Below are 17,248 nucleotides of genomic sequence, written 5' to 3' on the forward strand. Positions count from 1 at the left end.
ACATGGATATATCTAAAGAATTTGAAAAGTTTGCCGTAAAAGATCAAGGTGTCAACCCGATGTATTACGATAAAATAATGGGTAGCATGTACCCTACTAATCTTACTCCTAATATTATTGAAGAACGCCAGATGAACATCGCCATCTTTGACGTGTTTTCACGTTTAATGATGGACCGTATCATTTTTATGGGTACTGGAGTAAATGATCAAGTAGCAAACATTATACAAGCACAGTTGCTTTTCTTAGAAAGCACAGATGCAAACAAGGACATACAAATCTACATCAACTCACCAGGTGGTAGCGTTTATGCAGGTTTAGGTATTTATGACACGATGCAATTTATCAAACCAGATGTTGCAACAATTTGTACCGGTATGGCTGCTAGTATGGGAGCTGTTTTACTATGTGCAGGAGCAGATGGAAAACGCAGTGCCTTACCACACAGTCGTGTGATGATCCACCAGGTTTCTAGTGGCGCACAAGGACAAGCTAGTGATATAGAAATCACCGCACGCGAGGTCGTTAAATTAAGAGAAGAACTTTATACTATTATTGCTAAGCATTCTAAGCAAACTTATGAAAAAGTCTATGCAGACTCAGATCGTGATTACTGGATGAAGGCTGCCGAGGCTAAAGAGTACGGTATGATTGATGAAGTACTAACTCGTGACTAGTACATCTGTTATAGTGTTTACGCTTTCGCGAAAGCGTATTCTAAAACAAAGTACTACAAACTACAAATTATGAGTAAAGAACAACTGGAATGCAGTTTTTGTGGCCGTAATAAGGCCGATACCAATTTATTAATTGCAGGATTAGACGCGCACATCTGTGATCGTTGTATTGAGCAAGCACATGGTATTGTATTAGAAGATGTCAAGAAAGAAGATGAAACTGGTATCACTAATGCCGAGCTGAAACTGCGCAAGCCACAAGATATTAAAGCTTTTCTTGATGAGTATATCATAGGTCAAGAGTTCACTAAAAAAGTGATGTCTGTCGCCGTTTATAATCACTACAAGAGATTATTACAAGTAGATAACGATGATGATATTGAGATTCAAAAATCCAATATCCTTATGGTAGGACAGACCGGTACTGGTAAAACACTTATTGCCAAAACCATTGCTCGCATGCTTAATGTACCGCTAGCAATAGTTGATGCTACCGTACTTACTGAGGCTGGTTATGTAGGCGAAGACGTAGAAAGTATCTTAACACGTCTCTTACAAGCTGCAGATTATAATCTTGAAAAAGCACAAACCGGAATCGTATTTATCGATGAGATAGATAAAATTGCTCGCAAGAGTGATAATCCATCTATTACTAGAGATGTATCTGGTGAAGGAGTGCAACAAGGACTTCTTAAATTACTAGAAGGAACCGTTGTTAACGTACCGCCTAAAGGTGGTCGTAAGCATCCAGATCAGAAATTTATTGAAGTAAATACAGAGAATATCTTATTTATCGCTGGTGGAGCCTTTGACGGAATAGAAAAAGTGATCCGTAAGCGATTGAATATGCAAGCGGTAGGTTTTAGCGCTAGTATGTCTAATGATGATGTAAAAGATCAAGACAACATCTTGAAATATATCATTCCTAAAGATGTCAAAGATTTTGGGATGATTCCAGAAATCATAGGTCGTTTACCTGTACTTACACATATGAATCCATTAGATGCAGGTACGTTAAGAGCTATTCTTACAGAACCTAAAAATGCGATTATCAAGCAGTATACTAAGCTTTTTGGTATGGATGATATTACATTTACCATTACTGATGGTGCACTGGATTATATTGTTGAAAAAGCGATTGAATATAAGTTAGGAGCTCGTGGATTGCGTTCTCTTTGTGAAGCGATATTTACAGACGCTATGTTTGATTTACCTAGTAGTGATGATAAAGAATTTAAAGTCACAAAAACTTATGCTGAGTCTAAACTCAACAAAAGCGGTATTCAAAAACAGTTGAAGGCTGTGGTTTAATATCACTTATTTAAATAATAAAAACCTCATCAAATGATGAGGTTTTTTTATGCTTGAATTTGCGACTGCAATCGCAACAACTCTTCCATATAATCTCTAGAATTGCTCAATCTAGGGATCTTGTGTTGTCCACCTAGTTTGTCTTTTTCTTTGAGCCAGTTATAGAATAAATCAGGACTAGCGTCGTGAATTTTAAGCTCTGTAAGTGTGATGTTGTCAGCTCGTTTTGCTTCATAGTCAGAGTTGACTTGTTGTAATTCTTGGTCCAGCGTTCGAGCAAATTTTTGCAAGTCAGTAGGTTTGTGATCAAACTCGATCATCCACTCGTGAGCACCTTTTTCTTTTCCTTGCATAAAAATGGGTGCTACCGTGTAATCTTTAATACTGCATGGCACTTCTTTCATTGTTTTTTTAAGCGCAGCCTCAGCATTTTCTATGATGAGCTCTTCTCCAAAAACATTAATATGGTGCTTCGTTCTACCAGTAACTTTGATATGATATGGTGCTTTACTCGTAAAACGTACCGTATCGCCTATTTTATAACGCCACAAACCGCCATTTGTAGTAATGATAATAACATAATTCTCTCCTACTTCTACTTGGTCTAAGGTGATGATTTTTTCATCTGGTTTCCCATAAGTTTTCATGGGTATGAATTCATAGAAAATCCCGTAATCCAGCATTAACAGCAATTCTTTATTATCATTACTATCTTGTATGGCAAAGAATCCTTCACTGGCATTATAGGTCTCGTAATACTTGATTTTATCGTCTGGCAACAACTTTTTATATTGATCTACATAAGGATCAAAACTCACGCCTCCATGAAAGAATACTTCCATATCAGGCCATACTTCTAGGATATTGTTTTTTCCAGTAGTTTCTAGCACGTTATTCAACAACACCATCATCCATGACGGTACACCAGCAAGACTGGTTACTTTCTCATTAATAGTTTCTCGTACTATGGCTGGCATCTTAGTTTCCCAGTCGGGCATGAGTGCAATCTCATTGCCTGGTGTGGAACTATAATCTGCCCAAAAAGGCATATTATCTATTAATATAGAACTTAAATCACCAGCACTAGTACCAGCTATTTTATCTAGTTTTTTACTACCACCTAGACGCAAGCCTTTACCTCTAAACAGTTTTGAATTAGGATTATTATTAAGATACATACATAACAAATCCTTTGCCGCTGCATAATGACAATCCTCAAGAGATTCCTGACTTACGGGTATGAATTTACTACGGCTACTAGTGGTACCACTACTCATGGCAAACCATTTAATAGGTGTAGGCCATAAAATGTTGTTTTCACCATTTTTACAACGCTCAATATCATCTTGAACATCATTATAATTTCCTAATGGCACACGGTCTGCAAAATCCCGATATGACTTCATATCTGCAAAACCATATTTTTTTCCCACTTCAGTATGACGTGCAAAACGTATCATGTCCATCAACAGATTGTTTTGCAACTCTTGTGGATGCTTCATAAAAAGCTCCATATCATGTATACGTTTCTTAAGAAACCACGATACTACAGAATTGATTAACGGTATAGCCATAAAGCCGAAAAAACTTGGGTATTTTTACCGTACTAAAATACTACTAAAAACATAAAGCGACTATGCTGGTTACAGGAACCTTACGTAAAATGCAGACCGAACTACAAGAAACCGTTCAATACTATTGGGTTTTTAAAGATAACTTTATACATGTTAACCAGCTGCTCGATAAAAAAATCCAAATCAAGCATGTCGCAAATGAATGTCTTAATTGCGGCCTGGATAAGAAAATATGGCGTCAGGGATTTTGCTACGATTGTTTTACTAGCGCACCACAAGCTGGCGACTGGATCATGAAACCAGAACTGAGTCGTGCCCATTTAGACGAGGAAGATCGTGATCTAGAATATGAAAAAAAAGTACAGCTTAAACCGCACATCGTATACCTAGCAAATTCCAGCAATGTAAAAGTAGGTGTCACACGCAAAACGCAAGTACCGACTCGATGGATTGATCAAGGTGCACATGAGGCAATTGCTATTTTAGAAACGCCTAATCGCTACCTAGCTGGAATTGCTGAAGTAGCCCTAAAAGATCACGTAGCAGACAAGACCAATTGGAGAAAAATGTTGACTAATGATATTGAAGATGTTGATTTATTACGCTTTCGCGAAAGCGTCATCGAACACATCCCTGAGGAAGCAAAAGAGTATATTCTAGCTCCAGAAAACGAGATGCATATCAACTTTCCTGTATTACAATACCCAGCAAAGGTAAAAACGGTAAACCTTTCTAAAACACCAGAACACAGCGGAATTGTAAAGGGAATTAAAGGTCAGTACCTTATTTTTAAAGATGGCCACGTCATGAATGTACGCAGCCATGAAGGTTATGTGGTGGACCTAACGATTGATTAAGACTTTTTCTTTTTAAATAAATTATTTAAAATATTTCCGGCAGCTTCTTTTACTTTATCCTCTGCCTCTTCCTTTGCTTTACCTATAGCGGTAGTGTCTTTAGGTTTTGTAACCGCAGTAGAGTCCTTTACTTGAGTTTGCGTGGTATCGCTAGGTTTTTTATTACCTGTAATTGCATCTTTAATACCATCTAATGGGTTTTTACCACCTAATATATCTGTAACAGCATCGTCTAGTGCTTCTTTACCTTTATCTTTAATACGTGCCGTTTGTATCTCAACGATTTGATTTGTGAGGTTTTTAACGGCTAGATCTAGATTTAAATCAACATCAGGTTTCATAAACGATCCTGATAACTGTACAGGTATCGGTACTGATATTTTATCAATATCCTCATCACTCAACTTAGACAATAATGCAGCACCATCAGTACCTAAATATCTGGCTGGCACATTTAAATCTAGCTTATAACTCATATCATTAGTTAAGCTATGTGCTCCACTAGCGGTAATTTTAATATCCTTAATATTAAAATCAAATGGAGTAATTTGAACAGCTCCATCTTTAAAATTAAGCTTAGTCACTAAATCTGAAAGATTCAAATTATCTAGATTAATAAAATTAAGGCGATCATCTAGTTTTGCAATTAATGGCGCCTTGTTTTTATCGATTTCTCTAGTTAATAATTGTGCAATAGCATCACCAGTAAGACTACTGATTATAGGTGTAAGGTCATTATTTAGTTGACCATTTAAATTAATCTCTGTATTTATCTTTCCTTTTAATGCCTGTATGATAGGTACTAATTTTTGGAACATTTCAAATCCTTCAAAAGATTGAGCAATATCTAGATCATTCATATCTAGCGCCATGTTAAATAATGGCGTATCACCTTTAGTAGTTACAGATCCATTAAGACCGATGTTACCGTTAAAAATATCTGTAGTGGTATTATTTAGAGTTAGCGTTTCATCCCTAACCAAAGCAAGACCTTTTACATTAGTCAAAGTGAGATTATCATACAAAACTTTATTTGCGTTAAATGACATATCTGCATTGAGAAATGAAGGTATTTTTATCGCCTCTGTAGTGGCCGCTGCAGAATTAGCACTATTAGTTTCAGTAGTCTCAACTTCTGTTTCTGTCATAAAATCAGAAGTGTCGAACTGATTAGAATCGACTTTAAAACTTCCTTTAAGGTCTTGATCTTTAAACAAGAATCCCATTAAATTACTTATCGTACCGTTTGCTGCAAAATCTGTATTTCCTGTTTTTGCTTTAAAGTTATCGAGTTTGATTCTTGTATTATTCATATCCAGATCTGCACGCTCTATATAAAGTGGATTTTTCAAATCTGCACTGGCATAATTAAAGTCAGTAAGGCTTGCGGTTCCTTTAGTATTGATATTTTCATAGCGCTCCTGTTCTACACTGTTCATGTCAAACTTTGTAGACACGTCTGCTACTAAAGCACCGTCTAGATTCATGTCATCTCCCATAGGGAAAGCATCTGATAAGTTTCCTAAATTCAACGTTCCGTCCAGGTTTAAATCTACTAGCATATTAGTGGTCAAGTTGCGTATGAGCGCGTTTCCTTTCAATCGATCTTGACCTATGTTAAAAGCAACATTCCCTATTTTAACATAGGTATCTTCTGCAAGACCTGTTGTATTTTTTATCTGTGTATCAATATCAATTTTAGTAACACTTTGCGGTAAGTCAGGATATTTAAAAGAGGCATTATTAGAGATAATATTGATATCTATCTTTGGTATATGCACATCGTCTACCATACCATTAATAACACCATTAACCGTAAAATCACCAGTGGTGGTAATACCGTCCAAATTTTTACGATAAACCTCAGGAATGACTGCAAAGAAATTTTTAAAATCAGAACTAGGTGTTTTAAACGCTAGGTCTACCATCGTACCATCTTCTACCATTTGCACATAACCGTCGAGGTTTAACTTGAGATCATTAATTAAAACCTCATTTTCTTGAAGTGTATATTTCTGATTTGCGAGATCCATTAAAATATCTGCATCTAGCTCTACTTGCTGACCAGATAAATATTCTATGTCATCCATGCCGTAAAAAACTTGCGCACTCGTCTGGGTATCTAACGTACTACTATCTAGAGAGAAATCTCCATTCCCTGAATGTGTCAGGTTCATTAATCTTAATTTATTTTTAGTAGCCACATCTTCATAGCTAAAATCAGTATTGTTAATCTCATAGTGATTTAAATCAAAACTAAAACCTGCAGTCGTATCTTGCGGCTCTTCTACGACAACCGCGGTAGAGTCCACCTTTGCAATATCCCAACTAGCTTTACCATCTTCATTTACCTTAAGTCTCGAGATCGCGTCATTAATGACTAATTCATTAATATGTATAGGGTCAGAGGCATCATTAAATAAATCACCAACTGGTAAGTCCAGTTTCACTTCTTTACCATAAAAAAGAGTATCGCCTTCAAATGGAGCTTTATTAATAATCGATAATCCATCAATCTGTAATCTAGCATCTGGAAAGGCTCTAAACAAACTCAAATCCACATCTGCAAACTCAACCTGAGCATCTAATGCACCATTCAGTTTATTTTTGATGATGGTCGCAATTTGGTCTTTAAACAAGAATGGTGCTGCTGCAACAAGTACAACAACTGCGAGTAAAAAGACGCCTAATATTTTTAAAAACTTTTTCATTAATCTATTTTAATTTCTTCTCCTATATCTAATTTAAACAATCTTCTAAATATGAAAACACCCAGATATAATAATGGTGTATCAATCAACGCTACCAATAACTTAAACAAAAACCCAGCACCTAATAATGGCCAAAATCGCTCCCATGGTATCACATCATAGTAACATAACAATAATAACACACTCATAGTGTCAACAAATTGTGAAAATATGGTACTCGCATTATTGCGCAGCCATAACATTTTTCCTTTTGTTAACCGTTTCCAGAAATGATAAATCTGTATATCCACAAACTGAGCAAATAAATAGGCAAGCATACTCGCAATAACAGCAATAGTTGTTGCACCAAAAACCTTATTAAACACATCATCCTGTATGGCTGAAAATCCTGTAGCAGGAGCCATATCTGCCACATAAATAATTCCTAAGCTAAATACCGATGCAAAAATTCCTGCAAGTACTAAATCATTTGCTTTACGTCTTCCATATATCTCGCTCACTAAATCTGTTATGAGAAATGTAATAGGATATGGTAATAAACCTACTGATATCTCAAAATTGAATAGCCCTAACGGATTCCAATAAAAAAACTTCTGAAAAATTAGATTAGATACCACTAGCGAACATATAAACAATGCCGCTAGAACTAAATAAATACGATGTGCCTTGCGCAAATCTGCGCCCAAAAGAGTTTTCATATTAATGTAAAAGTAGCTTTTAGGCTGCGTATAATTCCTTAATTTGCTGCAAAATTTTTAGACATCACTTCAAATCATAACCATAAGATATTCATTGCTTTAGGTAGTAACCTAGGAGATCGTGAGAAGCATTTTCTTGATGCCGCACGACTTATTGAGAGCACACTGGGCTTGATTATTAAATCGGCTCCGGTTTATGAAGTGCCTGCAGCAGGTTTTACTGGCGGGAATTTCTTAAACACTTGTATATTAGTTCACAGTCATAAAAACCCACTAGAGACCATCACCATATTACAACAGATTGAACGTGATCTAGGTCGCGTTCCTAGAAGCGGTGATACTTATGAGGATCGTGTTATAGATTTAGACATATTACTATTTGATGATCAAATTATCAGTACTGATTCATTGCAAGTGCCGCATCCTAGAATGGAACAACGTTCATTTGTAATGCAGCCGCTTGCCGCAATAGCTGGTAAGGTATATCATCCAGTAATTAAAAAAAGTATACAAGAAATTGCAGATTCCTTAGAGTCATTAAACAACAAGGTTAGTTTTGAGATTCCGCTTTCGCGAAAGCGTTATCCTATAACTAATATCAATTTTATAGCCATTGAAGGAAACATAGGTTCTGGGAAAACGAGCTTATCTCATAAAATTGCTGAAGACTTTAATGGCAAACAGGTCCTAGAACGATTTGCAGACAATCCATTTCTGCCTCTATTTTATGAAGATACCGAAAGGTATGCATTCCCGCTTGAGATGTCTTTTCTCGCAGATCGCTATCAACAATTAAGTGATGACGTCGCACAACAAGATCTATTTTCAGATTTTACAGTTGCAGATTATTATGTCATCAAATCACTTATTTTCAGTAAAATAACCCTTGAAAAAGAAGAATACTCTCTGTACAAAAGGCTGTTTAATATGATGTATAAAGAGCTGGTAAAACCAGATTTATACATTTATTTATATCAGACAGAAGATCGTTTATTAGAAAATATAAAAAAGCGTGGTCGTGATTATGAGCAAAACATCGAGGCCAGTTACTTATCTCAAATCCAGCAAGGTTATGCAGATTTTATAAGATCTCAACAGGATTTAAAAATTAAAGTTATTGATGTTACAGATCTTGATTTTGTAAATAATCAAGAAGATTATTTAAAAGTACTGGAACAAATTACCTCAGCTATTTAATAGTTGAGTTTATAGAACAAATCATAGATTACAATTCCTGTACATACTGAGATATTCAAGGAGTGTTTTGTACCATATTGCTCTAGCTCAATGACAGTGTCACAAGCGTCTACAACCTCTTGTTGAACACCTTTCACCTCATTACCCATCACTACAGCTACTTTTTCAGTAGATGGCTTAAAACCGCGCAAAGTGACTGAATCTTCTGCTTGTTCAATAGCACAAGTAGTTACGCCTTGCTCATTAAGCTCTTTAATTACATCAATGGTGTGCTCACGATATTCCCAAGCTACCGTTTCTGTTGCGCCCAGTGCAGTTTTTCTAATATCTTTATGTGGTGGTTGCGCTGTGATACCACATAGATATATTTTTTCTACTCGATAAGCATCAGCACTACGGAAAACAGAACCAATATTATTGAGACTGCGCACATTATCTAATACAATGATGAGCGGTGTTTTATCGCTTTCGCGGAAGCGATCTACCGACAACCGGTCTAATTCTTCATTAAGTAATTTTCTCATATCAAGATGAAAATATTTTTGAAACTAAAAAAGGACTGCTTTCACAGTCCTTTTAGTTTGAATATAAATAGTATTATAAGTTCACTGCAGGACAGTTACAACTCCATCTATCTTTTGTACATAAGAAATCAATTCCTAAAGTGATCTGGTGGAATCCACCACTGGCAAATTTAATTTCACCAAACTGGTAGCTATACGTATAAGCAAATGTAAAATTCTTGTGCTTAATCCCTAATAATGGAGAAAGTAAAGAAAGGTTTTGTTCTTGGATACTGGTTCCATTTACAAACTCTGCTCCATCAAAACTCTGACGGTAAGAAGCTCCTAAATAAAGCACACTCTCATCGCTCAAGTCATAATATGCTTTTGCATTGAAATCCATAAACTGCTCTTCAGTACGATCTGTACGTTGATATAAGAAAGATGGTTCCCATTGCCACTTTGAATTACGTGGTGCAAAAAGATATCCTAATGTCGCGATGTAACGACGTTGATTAGTACTTTCAAAACCTTCAGAGTAAATTTCGCGATTTTGAAAAATAGCATTCTTAACGGTCATGTGTGCATAAAACTCTTTATAGAAGTAAGAAGCACCTATGTCTACATTAAAGTAAGAATCAGATCTTAAAACTCCGGTGATAATAGGATCAAAGTCTGTTAGGTCAAAATCAGATTCATCTAATCTACTTTGAACAAGACCTACGTTTACACCAAAAGAAAGTCTATTAAGGTCTTCAAATCCACCACCTATTTGTAGGTGATAAGCATATGAAATGTATCCACCTGTTTGAGAGTGATAACCATTTTTATCATTAAAAAGAATAGCTCCAATACCGCTATTTTCACCTATTGCAGTATTAAAACTGAGTGTCTGTAAATTAGGAGCATCTTCTTGATCAAACCACTGCTGTCTGATAGTAGACCTAACTTTACCACAACTAGCGGCACCTGCCATCGATGGATGTAACAAGTAATAGTTGTCTGTTAAGTAATCCAGATATACTGGTACACCTTCTTGAGCTAACGCAAACTGACTGCTAAACGCTAGTGCCAGTACAATTAAAATTTTTCTCATGTTCTATTAAGTCTATTCTATCTCTTTAACGCAAAATGTCCACCAAATGTTTTATTGCTTCCGTTTTCTATGTATTCCACCTGGAACCAATAATCGGATGATGGTAACGGTTGACCATTATAAAAACCATCCCATCCTATACCGGAAGGATTCATTTGTTTAAGCAGTTTTCCGTATCGGTCAAATATATAAATTTTTGTAGTAGGTTCATTGTTAATTCCAATGATGTTCCAAGTATCATGGTAACCATCGTTGTTAGGCGTGAAATAGCGTGGATAACCGATGACATCGATAGGGATTTCTACTGTGTCACAACCGTCTAAATCCTGTATAAATACCACATGCGGTCCTGGTGTAACGTCCTCAAAAAAGCCATTATATTGCCATGGACCATCATCAACGCTAAAAATATATTGTGTTGCAGGTCCTTGAGCAAAGGCTTCTATTCTATGAACTTCATCAAAATATCGAGATGTTACCTCGGCACCAAAACTATCTGGCGGACCTAATTGTCTTACCTCTGTAGTTTGAGAACTATTACATCCTGTAGTCGTATCTGTCGCTGTTACCGTATACATTCCTACCATAGTAGCTGTAAGTGTCGCACCTGTTTCAGCAGGCAATACATTACCGTCTAACGACCAGCTAAAACTTAATCCTGTAGCTGATAATGTCGTGTCTAATGTAGGTGGTGAATTATCTGTGTTTAAAACATTACCGTTACCATCAAGACATAAATAGTACAAATCAAACATTTGTGGGACTGGCACTGCATTTACAACAATATTAAAACTTGTTGTATTGAAACATCCAGTAGTGTTTTCTACTCTTAGATAAACAGTCTGCAGCGATGATGAATTATCAAAACTTGTAGGATTTCCTATAGCATTTGAACCAGCATCTGCGTCAGCTTGTGAGTTATGATAAGTTAATGTGATTCCCGTTTGCCCATTTAAAACTGCAGTCTCATTATCTGTCAGGTTAAAGGTTTCGGTAAGATCACCTGTGTTATTATCATCACATAATATTAAATCTGGTGCCGTTGCAGCCTGTGGCGCATCAATAACCTCAAGATTTAACGTTGTATAATTTTCACAACCTGTTACATTATCTTCTACAACAACAAATACCGATTGTGGATTTACAGTATTAGTGTAAGAACCCGTTAATTCATTCATCCTATTGTCGGCATCTAGCTGTGTGGCATAATAGAAAACAGTATAAGAAGTATTACCACCAGTTATTTCACTATCCCTAGTCGCCAAATCAAAAGAAGTAAATCCATCAATTGTATTATCATCACAAAGATCATATAAGGCTGGCGCAGTAACTACCGGTAAGTCATTAACGACCAGTTCAAAAGTTGTATCTGTATTAACACAATTAGTCAGCGCGTCTATGAGTCTCACATAAATAGTCTGTGGATTAGATGTATTTGTATAACCATTAGTAGGCAACTCATTGACACCTATATCAGCATCTGCTTGCGTGCTGTAATAACTGACAAGGACATTTGCTTGTCCATTCATAATTTCTGTATCCTTATCGCTTAAAGCGAAAACCGTAGTATTAGGATCTATAGTGCTACATGATTCAAAATCTGTTATTGTAGGAGCGACTGGTGAAGGATTCAGAATTAAATTAAAACTAGCAGTATCTGCACAATTACTATCTGTATTTAATTCTACTCGACCATAAATAGTCTCTGGCGTTGTCGTATTAGTATATATTGGTCCTACAGGATTAACACCAGCGTCTGCATCTGCCTGAGTAAGGTGGTAAGTAACCGTCACAGATCCAGCAGCATTAGTTCCTGCCATGTCTGCGTCCTGTGTACTTAAGTCAAAATCAAAGAAACCATCATTATCAACATCACAAGCGATCATATCCATAGGCGTTCCTGCTGATATGGTTGCTATAATGAGATCAAACTCCTCAACAGACGCACAGTTAAATGCGTTTTCTTCTATGCGTACATATACAGTTTGTGGATTTGCGGTGTTTGAATAAGTTGATGGGTTAGGAATCGGGTTGATACCAGCTTCAGCATCAGACTGAGACTCATAATAACTTACGGTATGGTCTGCTGCGGCCAACGCACCTAAAGCTTCAGATGTTTTAGACGTTAAATCAAAGACAGCAGTTCCACCAGAACCACAAGCTTGCATATCTGTAGGTGTAGAAGAATTAGGACTGATAAATTCTAGAAACACACTCGCTATCGTACTACAAGATGCCGTATAATTAATATCTACAGAATAATTCCCTGTGGTGGTTGCTGTATATGTAGCATTAGTAGCACCAGGAATTGGTGCCGCATTACGATTCCATTGATAACTCATGGCAGCACCAGCTACAGATGCGTCTAATGTATATTGATCTCCTTCACAAAGCGGATTTGAACCTACTAAAGTTCTATCCAATCCTAAATCTGCTCCAATATCAAAACTTCCTCCTGCGATGAAAACAGCGGAATCGTATTGGTCATCACCAGAATCTCCAATAACTAATTTTATATTATAATTACGATTAGCAACGACACTACTTTCTGCTCTTAGAACAACCGTTTGACCGTTATAAGATATTGCACTAGTCGCCGCTGGATTACCTGTAGTAATAGTTGCTCCTGCCGCACCAGCAACATTATAATCATCAAAAAACGTTGGATTCACCGGCGCACAAAAAGCACTTGCAGGTGGATTTCTAACACTTGTGACTCTTATAGGGTCTGTTGTACCTGGTATTAAAGCTAAATTAGTAACAGTTCCAGTTACTGTATCTGTTAAGATAAAGGCAAAAGCATCAGAAAAAGAACATTCGAAGTTACCATCATACTCTTCACTAGCAAACAGAAAATCAAAAGACATAAATCCTGCCTGTGGCACAAAATCAAAACTTATCCAACTTACATCTTGTGAAACAACAGCTGGAACAGATCCCACCATTGCTGCTTGCAAATCTGGATCCGATGGAGTTCCTATTACATCTGACTGACTTAAATCAGTATTGGGTCCAGCAGCATTTAAAGCATTACCACTAGATAAAACAATACCTTCTCTAATAGGAAATCCTGAGAAATTGTGAGTAAAATAAGCTATCCCATTTTGGTTAGGTCCAGCTCCGGTACTCCAGGCGATATTTCTAACACCTGCACAAGTGCTGTTCACAAGAACATCTTCAACGAGCTCAATATTGGTATAAGTTGTATTGTCTACTATTATTTGAGCATTTGAAAAAACACAAAAACCTAGTAGAAGTAATAAAAGGGCTGCTTTTTTCATTTCTTCTTAACTAATAAAAAGTAAATATATGGTTTTAAGAATAACTTAACGGCTTAAAGATGACACTATCAATAGAATCAATGACTTCTTTAAGTTACTATCTACATGACGCATCGTATCTTTGTCACTTATAAGAGAACGATCATGGATTCACATACAATTACTATTACACCTACTACTAATGAGGCGATCATTAAATTTGAAAGCAATCATTTTCTAGTTAAAAATGAAAGCTATGAATTTAAGAATATTGATGACGCAAAACCATCACCGCTAGCGCAGCAATTATTCTATTTACCTTTTGTAAAAACCGTTTATATCACTCAAAATTTTATAGCTATAGAGCGCTATGACATTATTGAATGGAGCGACGTACAAGATGAAGTAAAAGAGCAAGTAGAAAATTACTTGAATAGCGATGCACCACTTTTAAATATAGAAAGTACACAAAAGAAAGTTCCAGTAACCGTGTATGCTGAGGCTACTCCTAATCCTTCAGTGATGAAGTTTGTGGCTAATAAGAAGCTAGTAGTGAATAGCACAGAATTTAAATCCATTGCTGACACGGCAGACAACACACTGGCGCGTCAATTATATAATTTCCCTTTTGTAAAAGAAATCTATGCCGATGAGAATTATGTATCCATTCAGAAACATGATATTGCCTCTTGGGATGAAGTAACCTTTGAAATACGTTCTTTTATTAAAGAAGCTATAGAAAATGGTGCTGAGATAGGATCTTCAAAACATGAAGCCGGAACAGTTAAAAAAGAAGGTGAAAACATAGAGCTACCTAAATTCGAAAATCTAGATGATGTTTCTAAAAAAGTGGTAGAAATCCTAGATGAGTACATCAAACCTGCTGTAGCGAGTGATGGTGGTAACATCGTCTTTGACAGTTATGATGAAAACACTAAAGAGGTAAAGGTTATTTTACAAGGTGCCTGTAGCGGTTGCCCATCATCTACCATGACTTTGAAAAGTGGTATAGAAACAATGTTGCGTGATATGTTACCTGGTAAGGTAGATCGAGTGATGGCTATAAATGGCTAATAAATCTGTCAATCATCTCTAAAATTTGTTATTAATCCAGTTATGTTTTTAGCTAGCTGATTTTAAAATCGATTTTAAAATTTTACTTATCTTTTGAATCTAATTAATTTAAAAAGATATAATCATGGCAATTTTAAAAGTAATTGAAGTATTAGCAAATAGTGATAGCAGTTGGGAAGACGCAACTAATAAAGCGGTAGAACAAGCCTCAAAGAGCGTTAAAAATATAAGATCTGTCTATGTAAATGAGCAAAGCGCTCAAGTAAAAGATGGAAAAGTATCTGAATACAGAGTGAATGTAAAAATCACTTTTGAAGTAAAGTAATTTATCCTGCCTTAAACTCTTTAAGGTAAAAAGGTTCAAAATAAGCGACATCAACAGTGTCGCTTTTTTTATACTTTAAAACAGCAGTATCGCACATCGTTATTGCTGTAGGATTAGAAGTTACATATCGATGTGCAGGTTCTTTAATCAGATTTTCAAATTTCTCTACACCAGTACCTATGAAAGTAATGGTTCCGCTTTCGCGAAAGCGAGAAAAAGAATCCTCATCTAATACAACCGCTTTAGTAGTTTCTACAAGCTCTTTACCTTGATACACTGAAGCGTAAACCTCCATACGTCTTGCATCTAACATGGCGATAGTATAATCACTTGGTAACGTATTTTGCAAGCTTAAAGACTCTAAGGTATTGATCGCAATCATAGGAATATCTAAAGCATAACACATGCCTTTTACACTAGCAACACCGATGCGTAGACCGGTATAGGATCCTGGTCCTTCACTAACGGCTATGGCGTCTAGATCTTGAACGGTTAAGTTATTGCGCTTAAGTAAGTCATCTATAAAAACATGTAAACGTTCTCCATGAGAATAACTAGAGCTATTATCTTCTATAAAATCAGCACAATGTGCTACCTGATATGAATTTGCGTTTGTGATACTAGTATCATCACTAGCCAGTGCTACTGAACAATTTGTAGAAGAAGTTTCTACACAAAGAATGAGCGCCATATTATTCTTTCTCTACAGTTTCTTCCTTACTCTTCTCAGTATTGATGAGATCACCAGTCTTAAGCTCTTTAGTAACGGTGCGATATGGTCCCGTAATAATTTCTTCGCCTTCTTTAAGACCGGTAAGGATTACGATGTTTTTATCATCTTGTATACCTGTAGTTACCACGCGCAGTTTTGCTTTATCGCCAGACTTTACATAAACACACTCATACTTTTCAGCGTCTAACTCAATATCTGAGCGTCTTTTATTTTCAGTAGTATCATTTTTCACAACGATAGAACTGATAGGTACTGCTATAGCATCTTTCTTTTCTCGTGTGATAATATCAACGGTCGCTGTCATTCCAGGTTTAAACGGACTGTAATTCTCTGGCTTACCTTCTGTAAGATCTGTATAGGATTTTGGAAGGATACGTACTTTAACTTTAAAGTTAGTAACCTGATCTGCAGACAGCTGGCCTGTAGCCGTGTTTGCGATTTCAGTCACTTCACCTTCAAACTTTTTCTTTAAGTAAGCATCTACTTCTACAATAGCTTTATCGCCTACAGCAATTTTAACGATGTCATTTTCATTAACATCTACTTCAACTTCCATTTGCGAAAGATCTGCAACACGTAGTAACTCTGTACCAGCCATTTGTTGAGTTCCTACCACGCGCTCACCTAACTCAACGGCAAGTAACGATATGGTACCTGTCATGGGTGCATATATACTTGTACGACCTAGATTATCTGATGCTTCATTTACAGTTGCTCCTGCACTTTGTACCGTAAAATAAGCAGATCTTTCAGATGCTTTTGCCCTATCATATGCAGCGATAGCCGCGTCAAAATCTGATTGTGAGATCACACCTTTCTCAAATAAGGTAGCACTACGACCATAGTTTGCTTTTGCCTCAACCAGTGATGCTTTTGCCTGTTCAAAACCAGCTTTAGCATTTGCGAGTCCAGCTCGAGAACGACTAACACTAGATTGTAATAAATCTGGATTGATACGTGCTAGAAGATCTCCTTTTTTAACAGCTTGTCCTTCTCTTATAGGTAATTCAATAATCTCACCAGGAACTTCTGGAGAGATACTTACTTCAATCTCTGGCTTAATTTTACCAGTCGCACTTACGGTTTCTATGATGTCCATTTTTTCAATGGACATTACTTCTACCGTTTTCCCTTTATCCTTACCACCTATTACACCAACAGCTTTGAGTCCAAAGTACCCGATGACAGCTATTCCAATAAGGATTAATATAATAAGTAATGGTTTTTTCATG

At 36.4% G+C, this 17,248-nt stretch carries 14 protein-coding genes; 6 read left to right on the forward strand and 8 right to left on the reverse strand.

From position 1 onward, the window contains the following. Window positions 1–2 precede the first annotated feature (2 nt). Both clpP and clpX read left to right on the forward strand, forming a co-directional pair. Window positions 3–677: an ATP-dependent Clp endopeptidase proteolytic subunit ClpP gene (clpP, locus tag R1T42_RS10840; RefSeq protein ID WP_006796247.1), complete on the forward strand. Its 675-nt coding sequence runs from the start codon at window positions 3–5 to the stop codon at window positions 675–677. A 69-nt stretch (window positions 678–746) separates the two neighbouring features. Continuing rightward, a complete protein-coding gene (gene clpX / locus R1T42_RS10845) occupies window positions 747–1,988 on the forward strand; it encodes an ATP-dependent Clp protease ATP-binding subunit ClpX (protein WP_006796248.1) in 1,242 nt (413 codons plus the stop codon). A gap of 47 nt (window positions 1,989–2,035) precedes the next feature. Here the strand turns inward: clpX and R1T42_RS10850 are convergent, their stop codons facing one another. Next, on the reverse strand, window positions 2,036–3,562 hold the full coding sequence (locus tag R1T42_RS10850; RefSeq protein ID WP_317290343.1) for a GH3 auxin-responsive promoter family protein: 1,527 nt from the start codon (window positions 3,560–3,562) through the stop codon (window positions 2,036–2,038). A 62-nt stretch (window positions 3,563–3,624) separates the two neighbouring features. Here R1T42_RS10850 and R1T42_RS10855 point away from each other — a divergent pair, with 62 nt between their 5' ends. Then, window positions 3,625–4,419: a DUF2797 domain-containing protein gene (locus R1T42_RS10855; RefSeq protein ID WP_317290344.1), complete on the forward strand. Its 795-nt coding sequence runs from the start codon at window positions 3,625–3,627 to the stop codon at window positions 4,417–4,419. On the opposite strand, the gene R1T42_RS10860 is transcribed toward R1T42_RS10855, so the two are convergent. Next, the gene (locus R1T42_RS10860; protein ID WP_317290345.1) at window positions 4,416–7,130 is read right to left on the reverse strand and encodes an AsmA-like C-terminal region-containing protein; all 2,715 of its coding nucleotides are present in this window, start codon (window positions 7,128–7,130) and stop codon (window positions 4,416–4,418) included. The two genes, R1T42_RS10855 and R1T42_RS10860, sit on opposite strands and share 4 nt — an antisense overlap. After that, window positions 7,130–7,828 carry a queuosine precursor transporter gene (locus R1T42_RS10865; protein ID WP_042294230.1) on the reverse strand — a complete coding sequence of 233 codons (699 nt, stop codon included), beginning with the start codon at window positions 7,826–7,828 and terminating at the stop codon, window positions 7,130–7,132. The genes R1T42_RS10860 and R1T42_RS10865 overlap by 1 nt, the downstream gene beginning before the upstream one ends. A gap of 93 nt (window positions 7,829–7,921) precedes the next feature. On the opposite strand from R1T42_RS10865, the gene folK reads away from it, so the two are divergent. Continuing rightward, window positions 7,922–9,025, forward strand: coding sequence for a 2-amino-4-hydroxy-6-hydroxymethyldihydropteridine diphosphokinase (folK, locus tag R1T42_RS10870; RefSeq protein ID WP_317291866.1), 1,104 nt, complete (start codon window positions 7,922–7,924; stop codon window positions 9,023–9,025). Here the strand turns inward: folK and R1T42_RS10875 are convergent. From R1T42_RS10875 to R1T42_RS10885, 3 genes are all read right to left on the reverse strand, one after another. Next, complete coding sequence (locus R1T42_RS10875) at window positions 9,022–9,549, reverse strand: RNA methyltransferase (protein ID WP_317290346.1); 528 nt, start codon at window positions 9,547–9,549, stop codon at window positions 9,022–9,024. The two genes, folK and R1T42_RS10875, sit on opposite strands and share 4 nt — an antisense overlap. A gap of 73 nt (window positions 9,550–9,622) precedes the next feature. Beyond that, a complete protein-coding gene (locus R1T42_RS10880; protein WP_317290347.1) occupies window positions 9,623–10,624 on the reverse strand; it encodes a PorP/SprF family type IX secretion system membrane protein in 1,002 nt (333 codons plus the stop codon). A 17-nt stretch (window positions 10,625–10,641) separates the two neighbouring features. After that, complete coding sequence (locus R1T42_RS10885) at window positions 10,642–13,905, reverse strand: T9SS type B sorting domain-containing protein (RefSeq protein ID WP_317290348.1); 3,264 nt, start codon at window positions 13,903–13,905, stop codon at window positions 10,642–10,644. A 144-nt stretch (window positions 13,906–14,049) separates the two neighbouring features. Here R1T42_RS10885 and R1T42_RS10890 point away from each other — a divergent pair, with 144 nt between their 5' ends. Both R1T42_RS10890 and R1T42_RS10895 read left to right on the forward strand, forming a co-directional pair. Next, on the forward strand, window positions 14,050–14,958 hold the full coding sequence (locus R1T42_RS10890; RefSeq protein WP_317291867.1) for a NifU family protein: 909 nt from the start codon (window positions 14,050–14,052) through the stop codon (window positions 14,956–14,958). A gap of 124 nt (window positions 14,959–15,082) precedes the next feature. Beyond that, window positions 15,083–15,283 carry a dodecin family protein gene (locus R1T42_RS10895; protein WP_036583709.1) on the forward strand — a complete coding sequence of 67 codons (201 nt, stop codon included), beginning with the start codon at window positions 15,083–15,085 and terminating at the stop codon, window positions 15,281–15,283. Window position 15,284: 1 nt separating this feature from the next. On the opposite strand, the gene tsaB is transcribed toward R1T42_RS10895, so the two are convergent. Together tsaB and R1T42_RS10905 are read right to left on the reverse strand one after the other, a co-directional pair. Beyond that, complete coding sequence (gene tsaB, locus R1T42_RS10900; protein ID WP_042244801.1) at window positions 15,285–15,974, reverse strand: tRNA (adenosine(37)-N6)-threonylcarbamoyltransferase complex dimerization subunit type 1 TsaB; 690 nt, start codon at window positions 15,972–15,974, stop codon at window positions 15,285–15,287. A 1-nt stretch (window position 15,975) separates the two neighbouring features. Then, window positions 15,976–17,247 carry an efflux RND transporter periplasmic adaptor subunit gene (locus R1T42_RS10905; protein WP_036583703.1) on the reverse strand — a complete coding sequence of 424 codons (1,272 nt, stop codon included), beginning with the start codon at window positions 17,245–17,247 and terminating at the stop codon, window positions 15,976–15,978. Window position 17,248: the final 1 nt, after the last annotated feature.

The organism is Nonlabens ulvanivorans, from assembly GCF_032922765.1.
GTDB classification, from domain to species: Bacteria; Bacteroidota; Bacteroidia; order Flavobacteriales; family Flavobacteriaceae; genus Nonlabens; species Nonlabens ulvanivorans.

What these genes read in the sequence shown, in the direction of transcription:
- clpP (WP_006796247.1), top strand. Translation starts at nt 3, where the DNA reads ATGGATATATCTAAAGAATTTGAAAAGTTTGCCGTAAAAGATCAAGGT.
- clpX (WP_006796248.1), top strand. Translation starts at nt 747, where the DNA reads ATGAGTAAAGAACAACTGGAATGCAGTTTTTGTGGCCGTAATAAGGCC.
- R1T42_RS10850 (WP_317290343.1), bottom strand. Translation starts at nt 3,562, where the DNA reads ATGGCTATACCGTTAATCAATTCTGTAGTATCGTGGTTTCTTAAGAAA.
- R1T42_RS10855 (WP_317290344.1), top strand. Translation starts at nt 3,625, where the DNA reads ATGCTGGTTACAGGAACCTTACGTAAAATGCAGACCGAACTACAAGAA.
- R1T42_RS10860 (WP_317290345.1), bottom strand. Translation starts at nt 7,130, where the DNA reads ATGAAAAAGTTTTTAAAAATATTAGGCGTCTTTTTACTCGCAGTTGTT.
- R1T42_RS10865 (WP_042294230.1), bottom strand. Translation starts at nt 7,828, where the DNA reads ATGAAAACTCTTTTGGGCGCAGATTTGCGCAAGGCACATCGTATTTAT.
- R1T42_RS10875 (WP_317290346.1), bottom strand. Translation starts at nt 9,549, where the DNA reads ATGAGAAAATTACTTAATGAAGAATTAGACCGGTTGTCGGTAGATCGC.
- R1T42_RS10880 (WP_317290347.1), bottom strand. Translation starts at nt 10,624, where the DNA reads ATGAGAAAAATTTTAATTGTACTGGCACTAGCGTTTAGCAGTCAGTTT.
- R1T42_RS10885 (WP_317290348.1), bottom strand. Translation starts at nt 13,905, where the DNA reads ATGAAAAAAGCAGCCCTTTTATTACTTCTACTAGGTTTTTGTGTTTTT.
- R1T42_RS10890 (WP_317291867.1), top strand. Translation starts at nt 14,050, where the DNA reads ATGGATTCACATACAATTACTATTACACCTACTACTAATGAGGCGATC.
- R1T42_RS10895 (WP_036583709.1), top strand. Translation starts at nt 15,083, where the DNA reads ATGGCAATTTTAAAAGTAATTGAAGTATTAGCAAATAGTGATAGCAGT.
- tsaB (WP_042244801.1), bottom strand. Translation starts at nt 15,974, where the DNA reads ATGGCGCTCATTCTTTGTGTAGAAACTTCTTCTACAAATTGTTCAGTA.
- R1T42_RS10905 (WP_036583703.1), bottom strand. Translation starts at nt 17,247, where the DNA reads ATGAAAAAACCATTACTTATTATATTAATCCTTATTGGAATAGCTGTC.